Source organism: Bacillus sp. N447-1, from assembly GCF_022701035.1.
In the GTDB taxonomy this organism is placed as follows: Bacteria; Bacillota; Bacilli; order Bacillales; family Bacillaceae_G; genus Bacillus_A; species Bacillus_A cereus.
Genome location: NZ_CP065509.1, coordinates 569,687 through 589,543, shown reverse-complemented (window position 1 = coordinate 589,543; position 19,857 = coordinate 569,687). Strand labels below are relative to the sequence as shown.

The following is a 19,857-nucleotide window of genomic DNA, read 5'->3' as shown; positions in this document are numbered from 1 at the left end:
ACGCAAGTACCAAAATTTCTAAGTACTTGCGTTGCAAATTTTACTATCGTGAATACATTTTCGGACATTCATCACCACTTGGTTCATAAAAACAATGGCTTTTAAACTGTCCTACAAATGGCTGATTATACCATTCAGGCGGACAAGCTCCAACTGGACGGAAATACCAAAGAGCCCATCGTGCAGGCCAGCGCCATTGACCTTGTAAAACTTTTCGTGCGATTTCTTTTTCTGATTCACGAGCGCGTTGATAAAAATATCCATATTGTACTGCTTCAAATCCGCCGGGGCTTTGATATACAGCGTCTCGTACGGTACGGAGTTGTTTAAAATCTAAGCAATCACAAAATACACGGTTTACTACTACGCAGCCAACTAACTCCTCACCTTGGCGACCTTCGCCTTCAGCTTCAGCACGAATTAATCGAGCTAGTAAATCAACATCACTTTCGTTGTATGGAATAAGGGGCATAGTGATACCACCTTTCTGTTATAGTAAAGAGTGTATGTTATAAAACAATCTGCGTGCTTTTTTACATAAAAATAACATTTAATTTTAAGAGGAGCTTGTATAAAAAAAGCTAATTAGTAATAGTAGATAAATATAAAAGGGAGAGGTATTATGTATCGAATTCATAAAGACCATATCATTTACTCAATGTCACCAGAAAATAAGCCGTGTATGGAAGTAGAAATTGGGAGCAGTCTTGTATTTGAAACATATGATTGCTTTGAAAATCAAATCGATTCTGAAGATGTTGTGTTACAAGAATTAGATTGGAACCGAATTAATCCAGCGACTGGACCTGTATATGTTAAAGGAGCAGAACCTGGCGATATATTAGTCGTAACGATTGAAAAAATTGAAATTGCAGAGCAGGGCGTTTTAACTACAGGTGCAAACCTTGGTGTAATGGGTGATGAGTTAAATGAAAATACAGTGAAAATTGTCCCAATACATAATGAATATGTTTTGTTTTCAAGTGAACTACAAATCCCGATTAATCCAATGATTGGGGTAATTGGTACTGCACCGAAAGAAGAGAGCATTTCATGTGGCAAACCGCATGATCACGGCGGGAATATGGACTGTAAAGAAATTAAAGAAGGAACAACATTACTACTACCAGTTAATGTCCCAGGAGCACTATTAGCATTAGGTGATTTACACGCAGCAATGGGTGATGGTGAAATTGGTGTTAGTGGTGTAGAGGTTGCTGGTGAGGTAACGGTAACAGTTCAAATTATAAAAGGAAAACAATGGCCATTACCAATGGCTATTCAAAAAGAAAAAATGATGACGATTGCTTCAGAGAAATTGTTAGATGATGCAGCAAATCGTGCTGTACGTAATATGGTGACATTTTTACATGAAGAATTAGCAATGTCTAAAGCTGATGCAACGCTTTTATTATCGGCAGTAGGTAATTTAAAAGTTTGCCAAGTTGTGGATCCGCTGAAAACAGCGCGTATGGAACTAGGAATGGATTATGTGGAGAAACTAGGATTTACTTTTAGTAAATTTCATATTAAATAGATAAGGGACGAAAAAGGATACTTTTGTATAAAAGCATCCTTTTTTTAATTTACTGATTTTGTGAAAAGAGGTAGTATTTATTTTATATAAGTATATTTGAGATTGTGGATTAAAAAGGAGTTCAATAATGGTCAAAATTATGATTGTAGAAGACGATATGAAAATTGCAGAACTATTATCGACACATGTTGCGAAATATGGTTATCAAGGAGTTATTGTATCGGACTTTCAAAATGTATTAAACATTTTTTTAGAAGAACAACCAGAGTTAGTTTTATTAGATATTAATTTACCGAGTTTTGATGGGTACTTTTGGTGTCGTCAAATTCGGGGAGTTTCAACATGTCCGATACTATTCATTTCGGCCCGTGAAGGCACGATGGATCAAGTTATGGCGTTAGAAAACGGTGGCGATGATTTTATTCCGAAGCCTTTTCATTATGAAGTTGTAGTGGCGAAAATTCGTAGTCATTTAAGACGTGCATATGGAGATTATGCACCGAAATTAGAAGAACGAATGATTGAACAACAAGGTCTTTGTTTATATCCTGAAAGACTTGTATTGAAACTTAGAAATGACGAGATTGATATAACGAGAAACGAAGCCATTTTATTAGAGACATTAATGAAAAATTATCCGCGTGTTGTGAGTAGAGAAGTGTTACTTAATAAATTATGGGATAGTGAATCTTATGTTGATGATAATACATTAAGTGTAAATACAACACGTGTGCGTAAAAAGTTACAAACGTTGCATATAGAAGGTGCGATTGAAACGATTCGTAGTGTTGGATATAGATTTCATATTACTTGGGATAATGGTATAGAAAAATGATAAGGTTGTTTATACGTGATCATATACCACTTATTTGCTTTACCATAATTCAACTACTAGCTATATTTCTCGTATATTGGTTTGATGGGCATAATCATATTACAACGGCGTTATATGCAATGTTTCTAGGTGTTTTCTTTATGGGAAGTTATTTAGTGTTTCGTTATTTTACACATCGTTCTTTTTATGAGCGCCTAGCAAACCCGATGCAATCTTTGGATGAATCTGTTCAAAAATCTGATTTTGCAGCTGTATCGGCTGCTCTTCAAGAACTACTTGAGGTGCAATATCGACATTATCAAAATCAGCTGCAAATGCAAGAGAGAAAAAATAATGACCATTTAACCTTTATGAATCAGTGGATTCATCAAATGAAAACACCTTTATCTGTAATAGAATTAATTACACAGGATGAAGTAGATTCACGTTTTGAAAGTATAAATGAGGAAACTGATCGATTAAAAAAGGGATTAGAAATGGCTCTGTATGTCGCACGTTTAGAAGCATTTACACAAGATTTTTATGTAGAAAGAGTACAACTACATAAAATAGTGAATGATTCGGTACATGAGCATAAACGTTTCTTTATCCGAAATTTTGTATATCCAGAGCTTGAAATTGATAAGGACATTACTGTAGAAAGTGATGCGAAATGGTTACAATTTTTAATCGGACAAATACTATCGAATGCGATTAAATATTCATCAGGTAGTAGAGAGAAAATTAAAGTGAAAGCTTGTAAGGAAGGTAATAATGTTATACTTGAAATTGCTGATAATGGTGTAGGTATACCGAAGCAAGATTTACCAAGAGTATTCAAACCTTTCTTTACAGGAGAAAACGGTAGAGATTTTAAAGAATCAACTGGAATGGGGCTATATCTCGTATATGAAATTACGAAGCAATTAGGACATAGTGTAGAAATCTATTCAGAAGTTGGTAAAGGTACCGTTGTACGTATTATATTTTTTAATGTGTAAAATGACTCAGGCTAAAGAACTTTTGAAATAAGTTTTTTAGCCTTACTTTATATGGATTAAATGAAATGATATACAAGACTGGTATGATTCTAATAAAAGGTCGTGTAAGTATGTGTAATGACACAATAATAAATAAGGCTGTTAAATGAGAGGATTTAATAATTTATTAATATATAAATAGTTTATTGTAAGAAAAAGCTCGCCCTTTAAAAGAGCTAGCTTTATGAATTTTAATTAAGTAAACAAACTTAATAATTTATATCCAATTAATCCCAAAATAGTGATAGGAATCATCATTAAGAAAGAAGAAATTCGATGAGCATTAGAGCGTTCTAATACAAGAATCAAGATAATCCCGACTATGACTTCGGTATATCCAACAGGTAACATGTGACTATAGTCTTCAAAATTTAAAAGAATGTGAAGTCCATCTGTTACAAAAACTCCACTAATAAGTGAGCTTCCGAATTTATGAAGTGGATTTGTAGTATCTTTCCATAGAAAACCTGCAATTCCAAAGATAGTTCCTCCTATACATGCACATACAATCCATACAGATATAAAATAAATAGAGTGAGCTATATTTTTAATAACTATTGCATAACCATAGTAGCCTAATACCATTCCGAATAGTGCAAGGATACCAGAAAGTATAGCTGTACGCTTAGAATAACTAAAGCTAGCCACAAAAAAGGATGGAACTAACCAAACGCTTCCTAGATTAGCTAATGAATTCCAATGTCCAGGAAGTATACTTTGCCCCAATTTAGTTAGTATACCAACAATTATCCCTACTATAATCGGGATGAGAAAAATCATTAAAAACATATTTAACTTTGTGATTTTTAATGTCCTGTCCATAAAATCAATCCTTACATTATTATTTTCTGTAAAGATATAATAGCTTATCACAAGGAATAATCAATAAAAATTTATCGAAAAACAATAAGTGGTTATTGGATAACGAATAACATTTTGTTTTTATATAAAATTTATATAAGAGAGAGTGCTTAGAAGTTTACTACTGGGGAAATCTAAAGGACGTATTACAATCAATGTAATTTGTGCTTGTTCAATATGAAGCTAAGAAATGATAAATAAGCCTAAAAGAAAGCGATCTTTTTAACAGCACAAATAATTGCATTTACTCATACAGTACTAGTATGGTACAATATGGTTATTAATGACGGAAAGGAATGATGGGTGGACGATGATTAACTAATCTTATTTTTAAATGTTGAAATTCAATAAATTTCAATTTCTAAAAAATAGGATTAGTCTGCCCAATTCCAAACAACGGTATTGCTATTTATATTGCGCAATAGCTTATTTGGGTATAAATAATGTAATGACTAATCCTGCCAAATTTATTTGGGAGGATTTTTTTATTCTCCCTTAATGAAAGGGATCGATATTTATGAAAGAACTATTAAAATTAAATGATGTTTATGTTGAAATAAAAGAAAATATGTTGTTAGAGAAAATGAATGTGACAGTAAAACAAGGGGATGTTATCGGATTAATCGGTAAAAATGGTGCTGGTAAATCAACGTTACTTCAATTAATAAACGGGAAGATTGAACCTTCAAAAGGTACTGTTGAATGGATGCAAATGAATATGACAACAGCATATGTTGAGCAAGAAATAGAATCTTTTATTAGTAATGATGTAATTGCAAAAGAAGCAGAACTTCTTGCGAAATGGGGCGTGCCAACGAACGATTTTCATACTTTAAGTGGTGGTGAAAAGCTGAAAATTCGATTAGCAAAAGGATTTGCTGAAAATCCTAATGTCTTAATATTAGACGAACCGACAAATCATTTAGATGAGATCAGTACGGGATTTCTCATTAAACAAATAAAAAACATGAAAGGTACAGTTATCGTTGTATCGCATGATCGATATTTTTTAGATGTTGTCGCAACAAAGATATGGTCAATTGAGGACAAAAAATTAATTGAGCATAGTGGTAATTATACGAGCTACATGAAAGCACGTGAGCAAAAAAGAAAGTCGCAGCAGCGTGAATATGAAAAGCAGCAAAAAAAGATAGAACAAGTAGAAACACATATAAAAGAATTGAGTTCATGGTCACAAAAGGCACACGCGCAGTCTACAAAACAAGAAGGTGTGAAAGAATTCTATCGTGTAAAAGCGAAGCGAATGGATGCACAAGTGAAGTCAAAACGAAAACGACTTGAAAAAGAGCTGGAGAAAGCGAAAGTAGAACGTGTGAAAGAAGAGTATTCAGTTGAGTTTTCTATTCAAGCGAACAAAAAAGTAGGAAAACGTTTTTTAGAAGTGAAGCAATTAAAAAAAGACTTTCATGGGAAAGTATTATTTGAAAACGTTAATTTTACAATTCAGCACGGTGAGAAAGTTGCGATTGTTGGACCAAACGGTAGTGGGAAAACAACATTACTGAAGATGATTATGGGAACGGAAACTGCTGAAGGAGAAATATGGATTTCACCATCTGCGAACATCGGCTATTTAACACAAGAAGTTTTTGATTTACCGCTTGATAAAACACCAGAAAATTTATTTTTTAAAGAGACGTTTGAAGAAAGAGGAAAAGTCCAAAATTTAATGAAACATTTAGGGTTCCAAGCTTCTCAATGGAAAGAGCCGATTGAGCATATGAGTATGGGAGAAAGAGTAAAATGTAAGCTAATGGCTTATATTTTAGATGAAAAAGATGTACTCATTTTAGACGAACCGACGAATCACTTGGATCTACCTTCACGTGAACAACTTGAAAATACATTAGCTGAGTATAACGGAACATTAGTAATTGTATCTCACGATCGATATTTTTTGGAGAAAACAACTAACACAAAACTCGTGTTTTCAAACAATACGATACAAAAGCAGCTAGAAGAACCTACGAAAACAAGAGATGATATTGAAGAGCTACGTTTAACGTTAGAAACAGAGAGACAAGAAGTACTAGGGAAATTAAGCTTTTTAACTTCTAACGACAAAGAATATAAAGCACTGGATGAACGGTTTATGGAACTTACGAAGCAGATTAAGGAGCTTTAATGTAAGTAAGGGGGATTAACATGGATGAAGAGAGATTCACTAAGTTATTTAAAATAGATTGTGGAGATATATACCTACAAGAGTTTACGGTCAAAGATGCAGAGAGTATTTATAACATATCCAATCAACCGGAAATAGAAAAATTTTTACCGGACTGGAAATCGATGAAAGAACAAAGGGTTAATTGGGTTGTAAATTATGAAATACCAGAAAATAAAGCGTTTCTTCATGCAGTGAGAACTACGACTAACATAGATGATCACATATTAAGACTAGGAATATTTAAGAAAACCACAAATGAATTTATTGGATGGTGCTGCACAGGTATGAAAGAAGAACTCTCTTCACCAAACAGAGAGATAATGTATGCTATCTCAAATGAACATCAAAATCATGGCTATGCTACAAAAGCGACTAAAGGTTTAATTGACTTTTTGTTTAAAGAAACAAATTTAAATGTCCTTAACGCAATTGCTTTAATTAACAATGTAGCATCAAATAAAGTTATTGAAAAATGCGGGTTTATTTATAAGAGCCAACAGAGGATAGAAAATCAAATATATAATCATTATATATTGAGAAAATCTGAGTGGATAAAAATATAACGTTGGGTAGTAAAAGACCGATAGCAATCGGTCTTTTACTCATTTATATAATAAAGATTTATTATACATTGTATTTCCTACTACTATACAATTATTATAAGATAGTTATGCGCTAATTTTAGTTTGAAAATAGTTTTATTATCAGTTTTTTAGAAAACTTACAAGCGTGTAAGATAAATGAAAGACGAATCAATATGAGCTGTAAGACAATTCATTTACACTCTGTTATGAGACGTGCAAATGAAGGGAGAATATACATGGAAATTTTACATGCCAAAAGTATTAGTAAAGTATATAAAGGGAAAATACCTTATAAAGCATTAGTTGATATTGATTTATCAATTCAAGAAGGTGAATTTGTAGGGATTATGGGGCCATCTGGTAGTGGAAAAACAACGTTATTAAATATGGTATCTACTATTGATTCTCCATCATCGGGAGAAATTTTAATAAATGGTACAAATCCTTTCCAATTATCATCAGAAGATTTAGCGTTATTCCGCAGAAAACAATTAGGATTTGTTTTTCAATCATTTAATCTTCTTAGCACACTTACTGTAAAAGAAAACATCGTATTGCCGATGACTTTAGATGGTGTTTCCGTCCGAGAAATGAATAAACGAGTGGAAGAGATTGCAGAGAAGTTAAACATTACTGATATATTGAGTAAAAGAACATTTGAAATATCAGGGGGACAAGCTCAAAGAACAGCAATCGCTCGTGCGATCGTTCATAAGCCGCAATTATTACTTGCAGATGAACCAACAGGGAACTTGGACTCTAAATCTTCAAATGATGTAATGGAGATGCTTGATACTCTTAATAAAGAAGAAAAAGCAACGATGATGTTAGTTACACATGATCCGTATGCTGCGAGTTTTTGCAGTAGAGTAGTATTTATTAAAGATGGTCAACTATATAACGAAATTTATTGTGGTGAAAGCAGACAAGCCTTTTATCAAAAGATTATGGATGTTCTTTCTTTGTTAGGAGGGAAAAGGCATGACTTTTCGTCAGTTCGCATTTAATAATATTTTTCGTAATAAGCGTACATATGCTGCCCATTTTTTAAGTAGTGCATTTTCTATTATGATTTTCTTTACGTATGCTCTTTTATTATTTCATCCTGATTTACAAGGTGAGTTGAAATCGACAAGTGCAACAATAAGTGCATTTGGTACATTGGGATTTTCAGTTTCGCAAGGATTGATTTTTGTATTTTCATTTTTCTTCATTTTATATTCAGTTAGTTCGTTTTTAAAGACGCGTAAGAAAGAATTTGGCGTTTTAATGATGCAAGGTATGTCAATGAGACAGCTTAAGAAATTATTATTAATTGAAAATATGTTGATTGGACTTGGTTCAATTTGTATAGGGATTTTCATTGGACTCATATTTTCTAAACTAGTCTTATTGATAAGTGCAAGTGTATTAATGATTAATAATGGTTTACCTTTTTATATACCAGTGCGGGCTGTATTATTAACAGTTATCACATTTCTTTTCTTGTTTTTAATTGTTTCATTATTTACATTTAAAATGATAAAAGTAACGGAACTTGTGGAACTTATTCGAGCAGAGGAAAAGCCAAAACCTGAACCGAAATCTTCAGTTTTATTATCGCTACTTTCTTTAATTAGTATAGGATATGGATATTTTTCAGTATTTCGCTTCATACCAAGTACTAATTTTATTACGCTTGGAATAGGTGTGCTCCTAGTAATTATAGGAACGTATTTTTTATATACACAGTGTAGTGTTTATATATTGCACCTTGCTAAAAGGAGAGAAACTTTCTTTTTAAAGAGAACAAATATACTAACATTTTCAGAATTAATTTATCGTATGAAAGATAATGCAACAATGTTTTTTATAGTATCTATTATATCAGCAGTTGCTTTTACAGCAATTGGCACGACAGCTGCTCTTGGAAATAAAGATTTAGTAAGGATGACGAATCCGTATACATTACTATACATGGCTCCTGAAAACAACAAAATAGCGGATAAACATCTCTCTATTATAAAAAACCATCTGGCTGATGCTAATATTCCGTATCGAATGGCTTCATCTTCATATATATATACAGAAAGTAATGTATATGTAATGAAATTAAGTGAATATAACGAACTTGCGAGAGCACTAGGGTATCAACAAGAAACGATTGAAAAAGAAGATGAAATGTTATTAATTCCTGGAATGGTATCACAAAAACAAGAATTTAAAAATGGTGATTATAAGAAGAATATTGAAGTCATTCAAGGCGATTGGACAAAGACATTTCATGTGAAAAAAACTGTCGATAATTTAGTTTTGCCACATGATACGAAAGGGATATATATTGCTATTCAAGATCATGTATATGATGGAATTCCACTGAATAGTGGTCCAGATAATGAAGATATTATTCAATATCGTACTTACGGATTTGTTGTAGATGATTGGATAAAAACGAAAGAGGTTTCAAACCAATTAAATAATATATTTGATCAAGAACCTAGAGATATACATTTTGAATTTAGAGCACTAACAATAGAGTTGTTAAGTGCAAAACAAACGAATGGGTTATTACTTATGGCTAGTGTTTTAGTCGGAATCGTTTTCTTCACATTTGCTGCTAGTTTTATTTATTTCCGATTATATACTGATTTGAATCGTGATCAACAGCAGTATAAAATGATTTCGAAAATGGGGTTAAGTAAACGGGAGCTAAAGAAAGTTGTAACGAGACAGTTATTATTAATGTTTTTCTTACCAATTGTCGTTGCAGTAATACATACTGTAGTCGCTTATATGGCATTACAACAATTAGTCGATTTTTCTATTCTAAATAGCTCTATCGTCATTTTAATTTCATTTATATGTATACAAGTTTTATATTTCTTTATAACTCGTTGGCGTTATTTACAAAAGCTTCATAAGACAATGGAACAATAGAGAAAATCAGCAAGTAAGATTGCAGAAAAGCATGTAAAAAAACAATTTGAAGTTATGGAAGGAACTGTGATGAAAAAACAATTATCTATTTTCATATTAAGTATATTATTGTTATTAAGTGTAAGTGCATGCTCTAAAAACGAAAACAGATTTCCAGCTAACGGTGTGTTAATCATTGGAGATGAGAATCATACTGGAGCAATTATGAATCGTTATAAGGAAAACACGAAAGAACAGGAAGCTTTTGCAGTGAAAACAGGTAGATTTGACCAAAAAAGGGTTCTGATAATAAATGAATCTACTGCACAAGCGATGATGAATGCAAAGCTTTTTCGTAAACGTGATCAAGCATCCCTTTCTAAAACGTTAGATACGTTGCCGAATTTTCCAAAAGAAAGTTCCCTATTATTTATAAATGAAGAAGAAAAGAATATAAAAAGTATTGAAATAGAAGGAAACAAGATACCTGTTACATATGGTAGTGATGCTTGGCTTGGCAATAAACGTGACTATGGAGCACTATGGTATATCGTTGTGGCGAAAAATAGTGTGTATAAAGAAATAAAAGCAAATGAAACGAATATGCAACTTCTACACTTGAAAAAGTCATTAGGTGATGAAAACCCTAAAATATCGACAGATAATACGTTGATTAATGAAAAAGTAAAAGTAAGAAAGTTAATTGAAGGTTATAGAGATGAGGTATCAATTCAGTTTGTAACGATTGGAGAAAAATCTTAAAAAAGAGCTCGAGGTTGATGGATACTTTATCAACCTCGAGCTCTTTTTAATACCGTTTAAATAACTTACATTACTTCATTTAATCGAGTCTCACTCGTTTCCTCAATCCCATTTGAATTTTGAACTGAATTATTTTGGGCTTCTTTTTCTTTACGAGCCTTTTGTAGCATTTCAAGTATAATCCATAAAGGAACACCTTTATCTTTTAGCATCTTCCATAAATCTAATTCATTAAATTTATGCTCAGGCTGTTTCATTTCTTTTTCAGATAAACGAATATCAAACTTGATAGGATCATTTATTTTCTTACTTTCAAGTTTAGTAGAAGAGATAGTATTATGCTCAAGATGAGATGGAGTTATTTTAGTAGGTTGAGACAATGTATGAATATTTGATCCGATTTGCATGATTTTTCCTCCTTTTCAAGCAATGAGATTAGTTTTCTTATGGTTTTTAAATCTTTTTAACATGAGGAAACTATATCTAATTATAAATCTAAATAAATAGATTTACAAGTTATATTGTAAAAGTAAATATTTACTTGAATTAATATTTATCAACATTTGTATATGTTTTCTATATATACAAAGTATATAAAATACTTTACATTATGTTTAAGTTGTTAAATTATTCTGTTAATTAGTTAAAAAGAAAAATGTAAACGTTTTATTAGGGGGGAGAAAGTATGGGGAAGTTATTTTTAAAAATATGTTTTTTTGCATTAGTGACCGTATGTTCATTCGCAGCGAAAATATCATACGCTGAAGAGAGGCAACAAAATAATTATCCTATCATATTGGTGAATGGATTTGCTGGATGGGGTAGAGAAGAAATGCTTGGCGTAAAATATTGGGGTGGTGTTCATGATATACAGGAAGATTTGAAACGAAATGGTTATACGGTACATACCGCAGCTGTTGGACCTGTTTCTAGTAACTGGGATCGTGCATGTGAATTGTATGCACAAATTAGCGGTGGGACAGTAGACTATGGTGCAGTCCATGCTGAGAAACATGGACATAATCGTTTTGGCAGAACTTATAGTGGTTTTGCGCCGAATTGGAGTGAAACAAATAAAGTTCATTTAGTTGGACATAGCATGGGTGGACAAACGATTAGAACATTAGTACAGCTATTAAAAGAAGGTAGTTTTGAAGAAAAGAATTATGTGAAAAATCACCCAGACACCAAAATATCACCACTATTTGAAGGCGGAAAATCATATGTTCATAGTGTTACAACATTAGCAACCCCTCACAACGGTACAACACTTGCGGATGGTAGTCTTCTACTGCCGTTCGTTAAAGATTTACTCATTACAACTGCAAGCTTTGGGGGAAACAATAATTTATCATTATATGATTTTAAATTGGATCAATGGGGTATAAAGAAGAATGCTGGAGAGTCCTTTTTCCAATATAGTAATCGTATTCTAAATAGTTCACTTTGGAAAAATACAAAAGATATAAGTCAATGGGATTTAAGTACAGATGGTGCAAAGGAGTTAAATAATTGGGTAAAGACGCAACCAGATGTGTATTATTTATCATATAGTGGACATGCATCACAAGCAGCACCTATAACAGGTTTACATTTGCCTCATATAACGATGAATAAAGTGTTAATGGGAAATGCATTTTTCTTAGGTTCTTATGCGAGATATGAAGAAAACCGTCCGCTAGTTGATACTTCTTGGTGGCAAAATGATGGTGTAGTAAATACAAATTCTATGATTGCACCATCTTCTAATGTTACTGTAAATAATAATGAGTCATTACAGATTGGAAAATGGAATCATATCGAAACGAAAGCGAATTGGGACCATCTCGACATGGTAGGGTTAAGTGTTTCAGACTCGTTAGGTTTTTCTAGCATTCAAGAGTTTTATAGAACAATTGCTGAAAAGCTATCACGTTTACCGAAATAGGTAATAATAAAGCGCTCTCGATGGAATTCGAGAGCGCTTTATATTATATTGAAAGAGGGATTTGGTAGAAAAATATGGGGGGATATTATGAAAATTCAAGTTGTATTATCGGGATACGGAACAGTAGGTAGAGAGTTTATAAAATTATTAAATGAAAAATATTCATATATATATGAAACATATGGGATTCAATTAGTTGTAAGCGGCGTATTAGGGAGAAATATCGCAATACATAATGAAGAAGGCTTATCTCTTCATCATTTATTGATGTATGGTGGCGGTACCGCTGCAATTGAAAAATATTTAGAGTATCATCCGAAGGAACGTGCAACAACTAGCATAAGTGGTACTGTATTGGTAGAATCAACAGTTACAAATCTTAAAGATGGAAATCCAGGGAAACAATATATGAAACAAGCGATTGAAAAACAGATGGATATAGTAGCAATTTCTAAAGGTGCGCTCGTTACAAATTGGAGAGAAATAAATGAAGCAGCAAAAGGCGCAAATATACGAATTCGATATAGCGGTGCAACAGCCGCTGCACTACCGACACTAGATATCGGACAATTTAGTTTAGCCGGTTGCAGTATTGAAAAAATAGAAGGAATATTAAATGGAACAACTAATTATATTCTTACGAAAATGTATGAGGAAGATATGACGTTTGAAGAAGCATTGAAAGAAGCACAAAATAAAGGAATTGCTGAGACAAACCCTATATTAGATATAAGTGGTTCAGATAGTGCGTGTAAATTGTTACTTTTGACAAACAGCTTAATGGAAACAGAGAAAACACTTACTGATATACATATAAAAGGAATCGAGCACGTTACAAAACAGCAAATTCGAAATGCTAAGGAACAACATAAAATTATTAAATTAATAGCATCAATATATAAGGATGAGGGAGGCAATGTGAATTTAAATGTTGAACCGTGCCAAATAGAAAAAGATCATCCATTAGCAAAAGTAAATGGAACCGAAAAAGGAATTACGTTCTTTACAGATACGATGGGACAAGTTACTACAATTGGTGGGGCTTCTAATCCAAGAGGCGCTGCAGCTGCAGCTTTAAAAGATGTAATAAACTTATATCGAAAAGATTTGTAAGACCGTACCGCCCTTTATAAAAAATACATATGCCGTGGACCTTTTGAGAATGAAATAAATATGCAAAAATGATTGCAGGGGGTAAGAAATTGTTTAAGGATTTTAAAGTTGTTAAAGAACGTCCCGTTTATATTCAATTGAAAGATTATTTGAAGAAAATGATTATGAAAGGGCATTTGCTCGGGGATCAAAAAATCCCATCAACAAGGGAACTAAGTGAATTACTAAGTGTGAGTAGAAACACTGTACTCGCTGCTTATGCAGATTTAGAGCAAGAAGGACTCATTTATGCAGTTAAAGGAAAAGGGAACTTTGTTGCGAAGGTGGATATATCTAACACTTCGTCTGTTGAAATAGATTGGAAAAATAAACTTAATACAGTGACCGCATTAGCGGACGAATTAGATTTAATGAAACATGGTGTTCGTTGGGAAAAGGGAATGATTGTTTTTAATAGTATAGCCCCGGATGAGAAGCTATTTGATGTTGAAAATTTCAAAAGAGCTTTTCTTACTCGTATGTCCATTGAAGGGGACATCGTATTGAACTACGGATATGCAAAGGGATATAGACCGTTAATGAATTATTTACTTCATTACATGGAAATGAAAGGTGTAGACATTTCGAATAAAGATATTCTAATTACAAATGGATTTACAGAAGGATTGGATATTGTACTCTCTTCTTTATCAAAAAAATCCGGTCGTGTCATTTGTGAGAATCCAACTCACCATGCTGCACTTAAGCTTTTCCGTTTACATGGACTTGAAGTTCATGGGATTGATATGCATGAGGATGGTATTGATACGAATGAAGTTGAAAAAAGTTTGCGTGAAAAAGATTTTGATTTTGCTTATTTAATTCCTTCTTATCATAATCCAACCGGTATTGTTACGAGTTCAGAGAAAAGAACGGAATTGATGAGGTTATTTTCAAAATACAACGTTCCTATTATAGAGGACGGATTTAATGAAGAATTACGTTATTCAGGTTCACATTTAGCTCCATTATTAACTTTTGCGGGAGCTGGCAATAATGTGATTTATATTAGTAGCTTTTCAAAGGTACTTTTCCCTGGTTTACGTGTAGGCTGGATTATTGCAGATAAAGAGCTGATTCATTATTTAGAAAGCGTAAAAAGAGCAAGAACGATTCACACATCTACGCTAGATCAAGCTGTTCTGTTTCAATATTTACATGAGGGATATTTTGAAAAATATTTAAAAAAGGCAAGATCTGTTTATAAGAAAAAATATGAGTTAGCTGTCGGGGCATGTAACCAGTACATTCCTTTTAAAAGAATGACTGGAGATGGTGGGCTGCATTTATTTATAGAGCTAGAAGAGCATATGAATGCCCGCACACTTTTACAAAAGTGTTATGAGAAAGGCGTTACGTTTTCACCTGGAGATGTTTTTTACTCTGATGGAGAAGGAGCGAACACTTTCCGATTAGGTTTTTCGCGCTTGAAAGAAGAAGAAATAGTTCGGGGAATTAAAATAATTGGTGATACATTAAAAAATGAAATTTGGAGTTGAGAAAATGAAAATCGGTGTTATTATGGGCGGGGTATCGTCTGAAAAACAAGTTTCAATTATGACGGGGAATGAAATGATTGCTCATTTAGATAAAAATAAGTATGAAATAGTTCCAATTACATTAAATGAAAAAATAGATTTAGTTGAAAAAGCGAAAGACATTGACTTTGCGTTGCTCGCATTACACGGAAAATACGGAGAAGATGGGACAGTTCAAGGAACACTGGAGAGTTTAGGGATTCCTTATAGCGGAAGTAATATGTTATCTAGCAGTATATGTATGGATAAAAATATTTCGAAAAAGATTTTACGTTATGAAGGTGTAGAAACACCAGATTGGATTGAACTTACAAAAATGGAGGATCTAAATCTTGATGAGTTAGATAAGTTAGGATTTCCATTAGTAGTAAAACCAAACTCTGGCGGATCGAGTGTCGGAGTGAAAATCGTTTATAATAAAAATGAATTGATCTCAATGCTAGAAACTGTATTCGAATGGGATTCTGAAGTAGTAATTGAAAAGTATATAAAAGGTGATGAAATTACATGTTCAATTCTGGATGGAAAACAGTTACCTATAGTTTCAATTCGACATGCAGCCGAGTTCTTTGACTACAATGCAAAATATGATGATACTAGTACAGTTGAGGAAGTTATCGAACTTCCAGCAGAAATTAAGGAACGTGTAAATAAAGCGTCACTTGCTTGTTATAAAGCATTAAAATGTAGTGTTTATGCAAGAGTTGATATGATGGTGAAGGACGGAATTCCATATGTAATGGAAATTAATACATTACCAGGGATGACACAATCAAGTTTATTGCCAAAAAGTGCAGAAGCAGCGGGGATTAGTTATAGCAAACTATTAGATATGATTATTGAAACATCATTAAAAGTTAGAAAAGAAGAAGGGTTTTAAGAGAATTATATAACGAATTCTTTTGACAGTTTCACGAAGTATGCTATGATGAATACATTATTAAAAACAAAATATTTATCCACTAGGGGGGCCTTTTATAGGCTGAGATCAAATGTGATTTTGAGACTCTTAGTACCTGATCTGGTTAATGCCAGCGTAGGGAAGTGGGAAAGACGTTGCTATTTAATGAGTAAATAAATACTGTCAATTTCACTTTCTTTACGCCTGTAAAGAAAGTTTTTTATTTTACAGCTTTAATAATTGTGGATAAATACTTATATTTTATACATTATTGGAGGGATTTAAATGACTTTTTCACAATCATTACGTAAAGAAGTAGATTCAATTTGGGAAGCGAGTTTTAACCATCCTTTTGTAAAAAAACTTGGTGAAGGAACATTAGATTTAGCTAGTTTTCGCTATTATGTGCTTCAAGATTCATATTATTTGAGTCATTTTGCTAGAGTACAAACTTTAGGAGCTGCAAAAGCTCTTGAATTAGAGACGACAGCTCGTATGGCACATCATGCTCAAAATACATATGAGGCCGAGTTATCTTTACATGAGAATTTTGCTAAAAAACTAGGGATAACGAAAGAAGAAAAAGATAATTTTATTCCTGCGCCAACTGCATATGCGTATACTTCACATATGTATCGTGCTGCGTATGAAGGGCATTTAGGAGATACCATTGCAGCAATTTTACCTTGCTATTGGTTGTATTATGAAATTGGCGAACGCTTAAAAGAGTGCCAGCCGGAAGAGCCAATTTATAACGAATGGATTTCTGCTTATGGATCTGATTGGTTCCGTACGCTAGTTGAAGAACAAATTACACGTTTAGATACTATCGCTGAAAAAGTAACAGAGGCAGATCGCAAACGTATGAAACAGCATTTTATTATTAGCAGTCAATATGAATATTCATTTTGGGAAATGGCTTATACATTAGAAAAGTGGCCAGTGGATACAGACGTAAAAGACGTAATTGGATAAAGAATAGAAGTAATGTTATAGATAGGTATGGATCATACCTATCTATATATTTTTTCTTGTCAAATTTGCGTAAAGTCATTAGTGCTACGGAAATGGCGAAATAGAATATCGATAATTTAGCTCATTTACTTGTCTACGCATTAACTGGATAAACTTCTGTCACATTTATTTTACAATCAAAGAACGTAAATGTTGGTGGTATGAAGTTAAATAAGAAAAGAAACCCGAGCTGTTAGCTGTAACGGAGTTGTTTTTTCTTTGCAGGAATTTCTATATTATCATGGAGTGTTGTTAATACGATATGCAAATATGCATATCGTATTTTTTGAGTTCTTTATGTGTTAAAATTAGATATAAAGATATGAAAATATAAAGAAGCAAAAGCAGGAATATCCAATGAATTTTGAGAGGTGTTATATGTTTACAAATAAGAAATTAATTCGATTTGGTTTATCGTTGTTTGTATTTTTAGGAATCATTAATTTTACAATCAGCTATTTCCAAACATATCTTGAAACAGCAGCAGATATCAAATGGGTAATTCCAGAAATTTGGAAAACTATTTTGCTAGATGTTCCTCAAGGTATACTTGTTCTTTTAGGCGCAATTGCTTTATATGATTTCACAAAAGAGGCATCACAAAAAGACGCATCAATCTAAGTGTGTCTTTTTTCAATTAGCAATTTCATAGAGAGTTTTGCTGGAGAAATAGAATGAAAAGCCCTAATTAGGGCTTTTTTTGTTGGAATTTCATATCCGTCATAGAAACCGGTCACTTGGAGGTGTTATAGCGAAAGCCATTTACAGTACAGAAAAATCTAAGCAGCAGACGGAAATATATAGGACATGGCATCATAATTATTGAGAAATTAATTGAACTTAGTAAGTATGAAGATATGACGCTAGAATTCATATTTTTTAATTTTTATTTATCCCGCTATTTGCCGGGCAGTAAGCCCCCCACCTCAAAATTCAGCGGAAGCAAAGAAGTTAGGTAGGGGATGAACAAAACCCCACTGATTAAAGTTTCACTTTATAAAAATGAGCCCATAGTAAAAATAGGTATATGAACAAGGTGCATCATCTAGTGATAAGTCATACTTTGTTGGTGTACGTATTGAACTTAGTTTATAGCGCTATTTCTACTTAGATGTAACGAACAGAAACATAGGGAAGCATCGATGAGGTTGTATTTTATAAACGGAGGTTATGAAAATGAATCAGTTTCAACAAGAACTACAAGCGCTAAGTCTTAATGATTACCGATCTGGAAATATTGTCTATTGGGACCAGCAAAACCAATATCCATATTACTATATTGAAGATGCTGCTCGTCGCTGTGGCGGTTGTGGTCGTTGTGGAGGTTGTGGTGGAGGTCGTTGTGGCGGATTTCGTTGTGGTGGATTCCGTTGTATTGGTTGCTTCGGTTGTTTTGGTTGCGGAAGTTGCGGAGGTTGTGGCGGCTGTGGTGGTTGCTCTAACTGTTTTGATGGTTTTACTGATACTACCGGTACTATTGTAACGTATGAATATTAATTACATTTATCCCATTATTTGCGGGCAATAAAATCTTCCTTAAAATTCAGAGAGAGCAAAGAGAAGTTAGGTGGCGGACTGTCCATAAAAGCCCGATTGGTGAGAGCTGATTAAAGCTTCACTTTATCAATTAAAAAACATTAGTTTTATATATGTACTTGCCGACAAAGAATATAGCCATTATTAATGGATATATTCAGTCATTCAAGTGAAAGAGTAACAATAAGATATATAGATGTAATTAACAGGTGATGGATAAAGCAATGACTAGATTTAAAATCTAATCATTGCTTTTTTCTTATGGTTTTATCATCAAATATCTGTCTGGTTTAGGATTGATTTCTTCTAGCTAATGAATTTATTACAACTTTGTAAGGTTAATGTAATGTTAATCGATAGTAAATGAAGATGCTTGAGTGTAATTTAAATAAGATTAAAAAGTACTGTTTATCTATACAATAATCGGGTAAATAATATGTAATTAGGAAGTGTATGAATATGATTGAACTAAAATCTATTATCCATTCGTATAAACTAAAGAGAAAAATAGCTAAAGATTTATACGGAAAAAGAGATGAATTGACACTGTTATTAAATGAATTTAATAAAATGAAATGTACAGTAACATCTGAAAAGAAGAAAAACAATATATTATCTCGTTTGCAACTAATTTATCAAAATATGAAATTAGATAAGCAGTATCCTCTATCAGTTGCTTTTGATAGTAAATTATTGGAGCGATTAGAAAAAGAACCTCTACATACTATTGAGGATGGTGTAACATGTTTACATCTAATGTTAGATGTGAATTATGAGAAAATAAAACAATATGGTTCGAGTACAAGTAGGTCATTTGTTCCATTATCGCAGTCTTCTATTTGTCTTGCTGATTGTATTTGTTTAACAGGAGTTGTAGTAGGTTTACTAGGAGCAATTTCATTTGGGGGATTACTGTTATCTATATGTTCAATTACATAAAGGTTGATATTTGTAAAAAGGGCACCGAATTAAGGTGTTCTTTTTGGTTTTTTGTAAAGATATTGTAAATGATAAGTACAATGCATTAAGTATAATGTATAATTCGAATGTATTGAAATTCAAATATAATAGAGGTGTTATACATGATAATTACTTTGAATTTTTAAAA

19 protein-coding genes and 1 riboswitch are annotated in these 19,857 nt (G+C 32.8%); of the genes, 16 read left to right on the top strand and 3 right to left on the bottom strand.

The window, feature by feature from the left end:
• Positions 1–43: 43 nt before the first annotated feature.
• Positions 44–472: a cell wall hydrolase gene (locus IQ781_RS02995; RefSeq protein ID WP_001128402.1), complete on the bottom strand. Its 429-nt coding sequence runs from the start codon at positions 470–472 to the stop codon at positions 44–46.
• A 150-nt stretch (positions 473–622) separates the two neighbouring features.
• Here IQ781_RS02995 and IQ781_RS02990 point away from each other — a divergent pair, with 150 nt between their 5' ends.
• From IQ781_RS02990 to IQ781_RS02980, 3 genes are all read left to right on the top strand, one after another.
• A complete protein-coding gene (locus IQ781_RS02990; RefSeq protein WP_000285667.1) occupies positions 623–1,537 on the top strand; it encodes an acetamidase/formamidase family protein in 915 nt (304 codons plus the stop codon).
• Positions 1,538–1,664: 127 nt separating this feature from the next.
• Complete coding sequence (locus IQ781_RS02985; RefSeq protein ID WP_000238994.1) at positions 1,665–2,372, top strand: response regulator transcription factor; 708 nt, start codon at positions 1,665–1,667, stop codon at positions 2,370–2,372.
• Positions 2,369–3,352 carry a sensor histidine kinase gene (locus IQ781_RS02980; protein ID WP_002183605.1) on the top strand — a complete coding sequence of 328 codons (984 nt, stop codon included), beginning with the start codon at positions 2,369–2,371 and terminating at the stop codon, positions 3,350–3,352. The genes IQ781_RS02985 and IQ781_RS02980 overlap by 4 nt, the downstream gene beginning before the upstream one ends.
• A 234-nt stretch (positions 3,353–3,586) precedes the next feature.
• Here IQ781_RS02980 and IQ781_RS02975 read toward each other — a convergent pair whose 3' ends face one another.
• Entirely contained in the window at positions 3,587–4,213 is a 627-nt protein-coding gene (locus IQ781_RS02975; RefSeq protein ID WP_000376264.1) for a DUF6518 family protein, read from the bottom strand.
• 556 nt (positions 4,214–4,769) lie between these two features.
• On the opposite strand from IQ781_RS02975, the gene abc-f reads away from it, so the two are divergent.
• The 5 genes from abc-f (at position 4,770) to IQ781_RS02950 (ending at position 10,681) form a co-directional block, all read left to right on the top strand.
• On the top strand, positions 4,770–6,398 hold the full coding sequence (abc-f, locus tag IQ781_RS02970) for a ribosomal protection-like ABC-F family protein (RefSeq protein WP_000661373.1): 1,629 nt from the start codon (positions 4,770–4,772) through the stop codon (positions 6,396–6,398).
• A 20-nt stretch (positions 6,399–6,418) separates the two neighbouring features.
• Entirely contained in the window at positions 6,419–7,003 is a 585-nt protein-coding gene (locus tag IQ781_RS02965) for a GNAT family N-acetyltransferase (protein WP_000343078.1), read from the top strand.
• A gap of 257 nt (positions 7,004–7,260) precedes the next feature.
• Complete coding sequence (locus IQ781_RS02960) at positions 7,261–8,031, top strand: ABC transporter ATP-binding protein (protein ID WP_000404266.1); 771 nt, start codon at positions 7,261–7,263, stop codon at positions 8,029–8,031.
• Entirely contained in the window at positions 8,006–9,940 is a 1,935-nt protein-coding gene (locus IQ781_RS02955; protein ID WP_000144161.1) for an ABC transporter permease, read from the top strand. The genes IQ781_RS02960 and IQ781_RS02955 overlap by 26 nt, the downstream gene beginning before the upstream one ends.
• Positions 9,941–10,009: 69 nt before the next feature.
• A complete protein-coding gene (locus IQ781_RS02950) occupies positions 10,010–10,681 on the top strand; it encodes a lipoprotein BA_5634 family protein (protein WP_000744467.1) in 672 nt (223 codons plus the stop codon).
• 65 nt (positions 10,682–10,746) lie between these two features.
• Here IQ781_RS02950 and IQ781_RS02945 read toward each other — a convergent pair whose 3' ends face one another.
• On the bottom strand, positions 10,747–11,088 hold the full coding sequence (locus IQ781_RS02945) for a DUF3914 domain-containing protein (RefSeq protein ID WP_001165491.1): 342 nt from the start codon (positions 11,086–11,088) through the stop codon (positions 10,747–10,749).
• Positions 11,089–11,366: 278 nt separating this feature from the next.
• On the opposite strand from IQ781_RS02945, the gene IQ781_RS02940 reads away from it, so the two are divergent.
• From IQ781_RS02940 to IQ781_RS02905, 8 genes are all read left to right on the top strand, one after another.
• Positions 11,367–12,608, top strand: coding sequence for an esterase/lipase family protein (locus tag IQ781_RS02940; RefSeq protein ID WP_000517073.1), 1,242 nt, complete (start codon positions 11,367–11,369; stop codon positions 12,606–12,608).
• 87 nt (positions 12,609–12,695) lie between these two features.
• Positions 12,696–13,721, top strand: a complete 1,026-nt coding sequence (locus IQ781_RS02935; RefSeq protein ID WP_000701770.1) for a homoserine dehydrogenase — start codon at positions 12,696–12,698, stop codon at positions 13,719–13,721.
• Positions 13,722–13,810: 89 nt separating this feature from the next.
• On the top strand, positions 13,811–15,259 hold the full coding sequence (gene pdxR / locus IQ781_RS02930; RefSeq protein WP_000471644.1) for a MocR-like pyridoxine biosynthesis transcription factor PdxR: 1,449 nt from the start codon (positions 13,811–13,813) through the stop codon (positions 15,257–15,259).
• A gap of 4 nt (positions 15,260–15,263) precedes the next feature.
• Positions 15,264–16,178, top strand: coding sequence for a D-alanine--D-alanine ligase (locus IQ781_RS02925; protein WP_002025855.1), 915 nt, complete (start codon positions 15,264–15,266; stop codon positions 16,176–16,178).
• 74 nt (positions 16,179–16,252) lie between these two features.
• A riboswitch (TPP riboswitch) is annotated at positions 16,253–16,358 on the top strand.
• Positions 16,359–16,484: 126 nt separating this feature from the next.
• Positions 16,485–17,174: a thiaminase II gene (gene tenA, locus IQ781_RS02920; RefSeq protein WP_000144518.1), complete on the top strand. Its 690-nt coding sequence runs from the start codon at positions 16,485–16,487 to the stop codon at positions 17,172–17,174.
• 396 nt (positions 17,175–17,570) lie between these two features.
• On the top strand, positions 17,571–17,834 hold the full coding sequence (locus IQ781_RS02915) for a DUF3937 domain-containing protein (RefSeq protein WP_002082716.1): 264 nt from the start codon (positions 17,571–17,573) through the stop codon (positions 17,832–17,834).
• A 555-nt stretch (positions 17,835–18,389) separates the two neighbouring features.
• The gene (locus tag IQ781_RS02910) at positions 18,390–18,710 is read left to right on the top strand and encodes a heterocycloanthracin/sonorensin family bacteriocin (protein ID WP_001071366.1); all 321 of its coding nucleotides are present in this window, start codon (positions 18,390–18,392) and stop codon (positions 18,708–18,710) included.
• A 492-nt stretch (positions 18,711–19,202) separates the two neighbouring features.
• Entirely contained in the window at positions 19,203–19,688 is a 486-nt protein-coding gene (locus tag IQ781_RS02905) for a hypothetical protein (RefSeq protein WP_002041181.1), read from the top strand.
• Positions 19,689–19,857 lie beyond the last annotated feature (169 nt).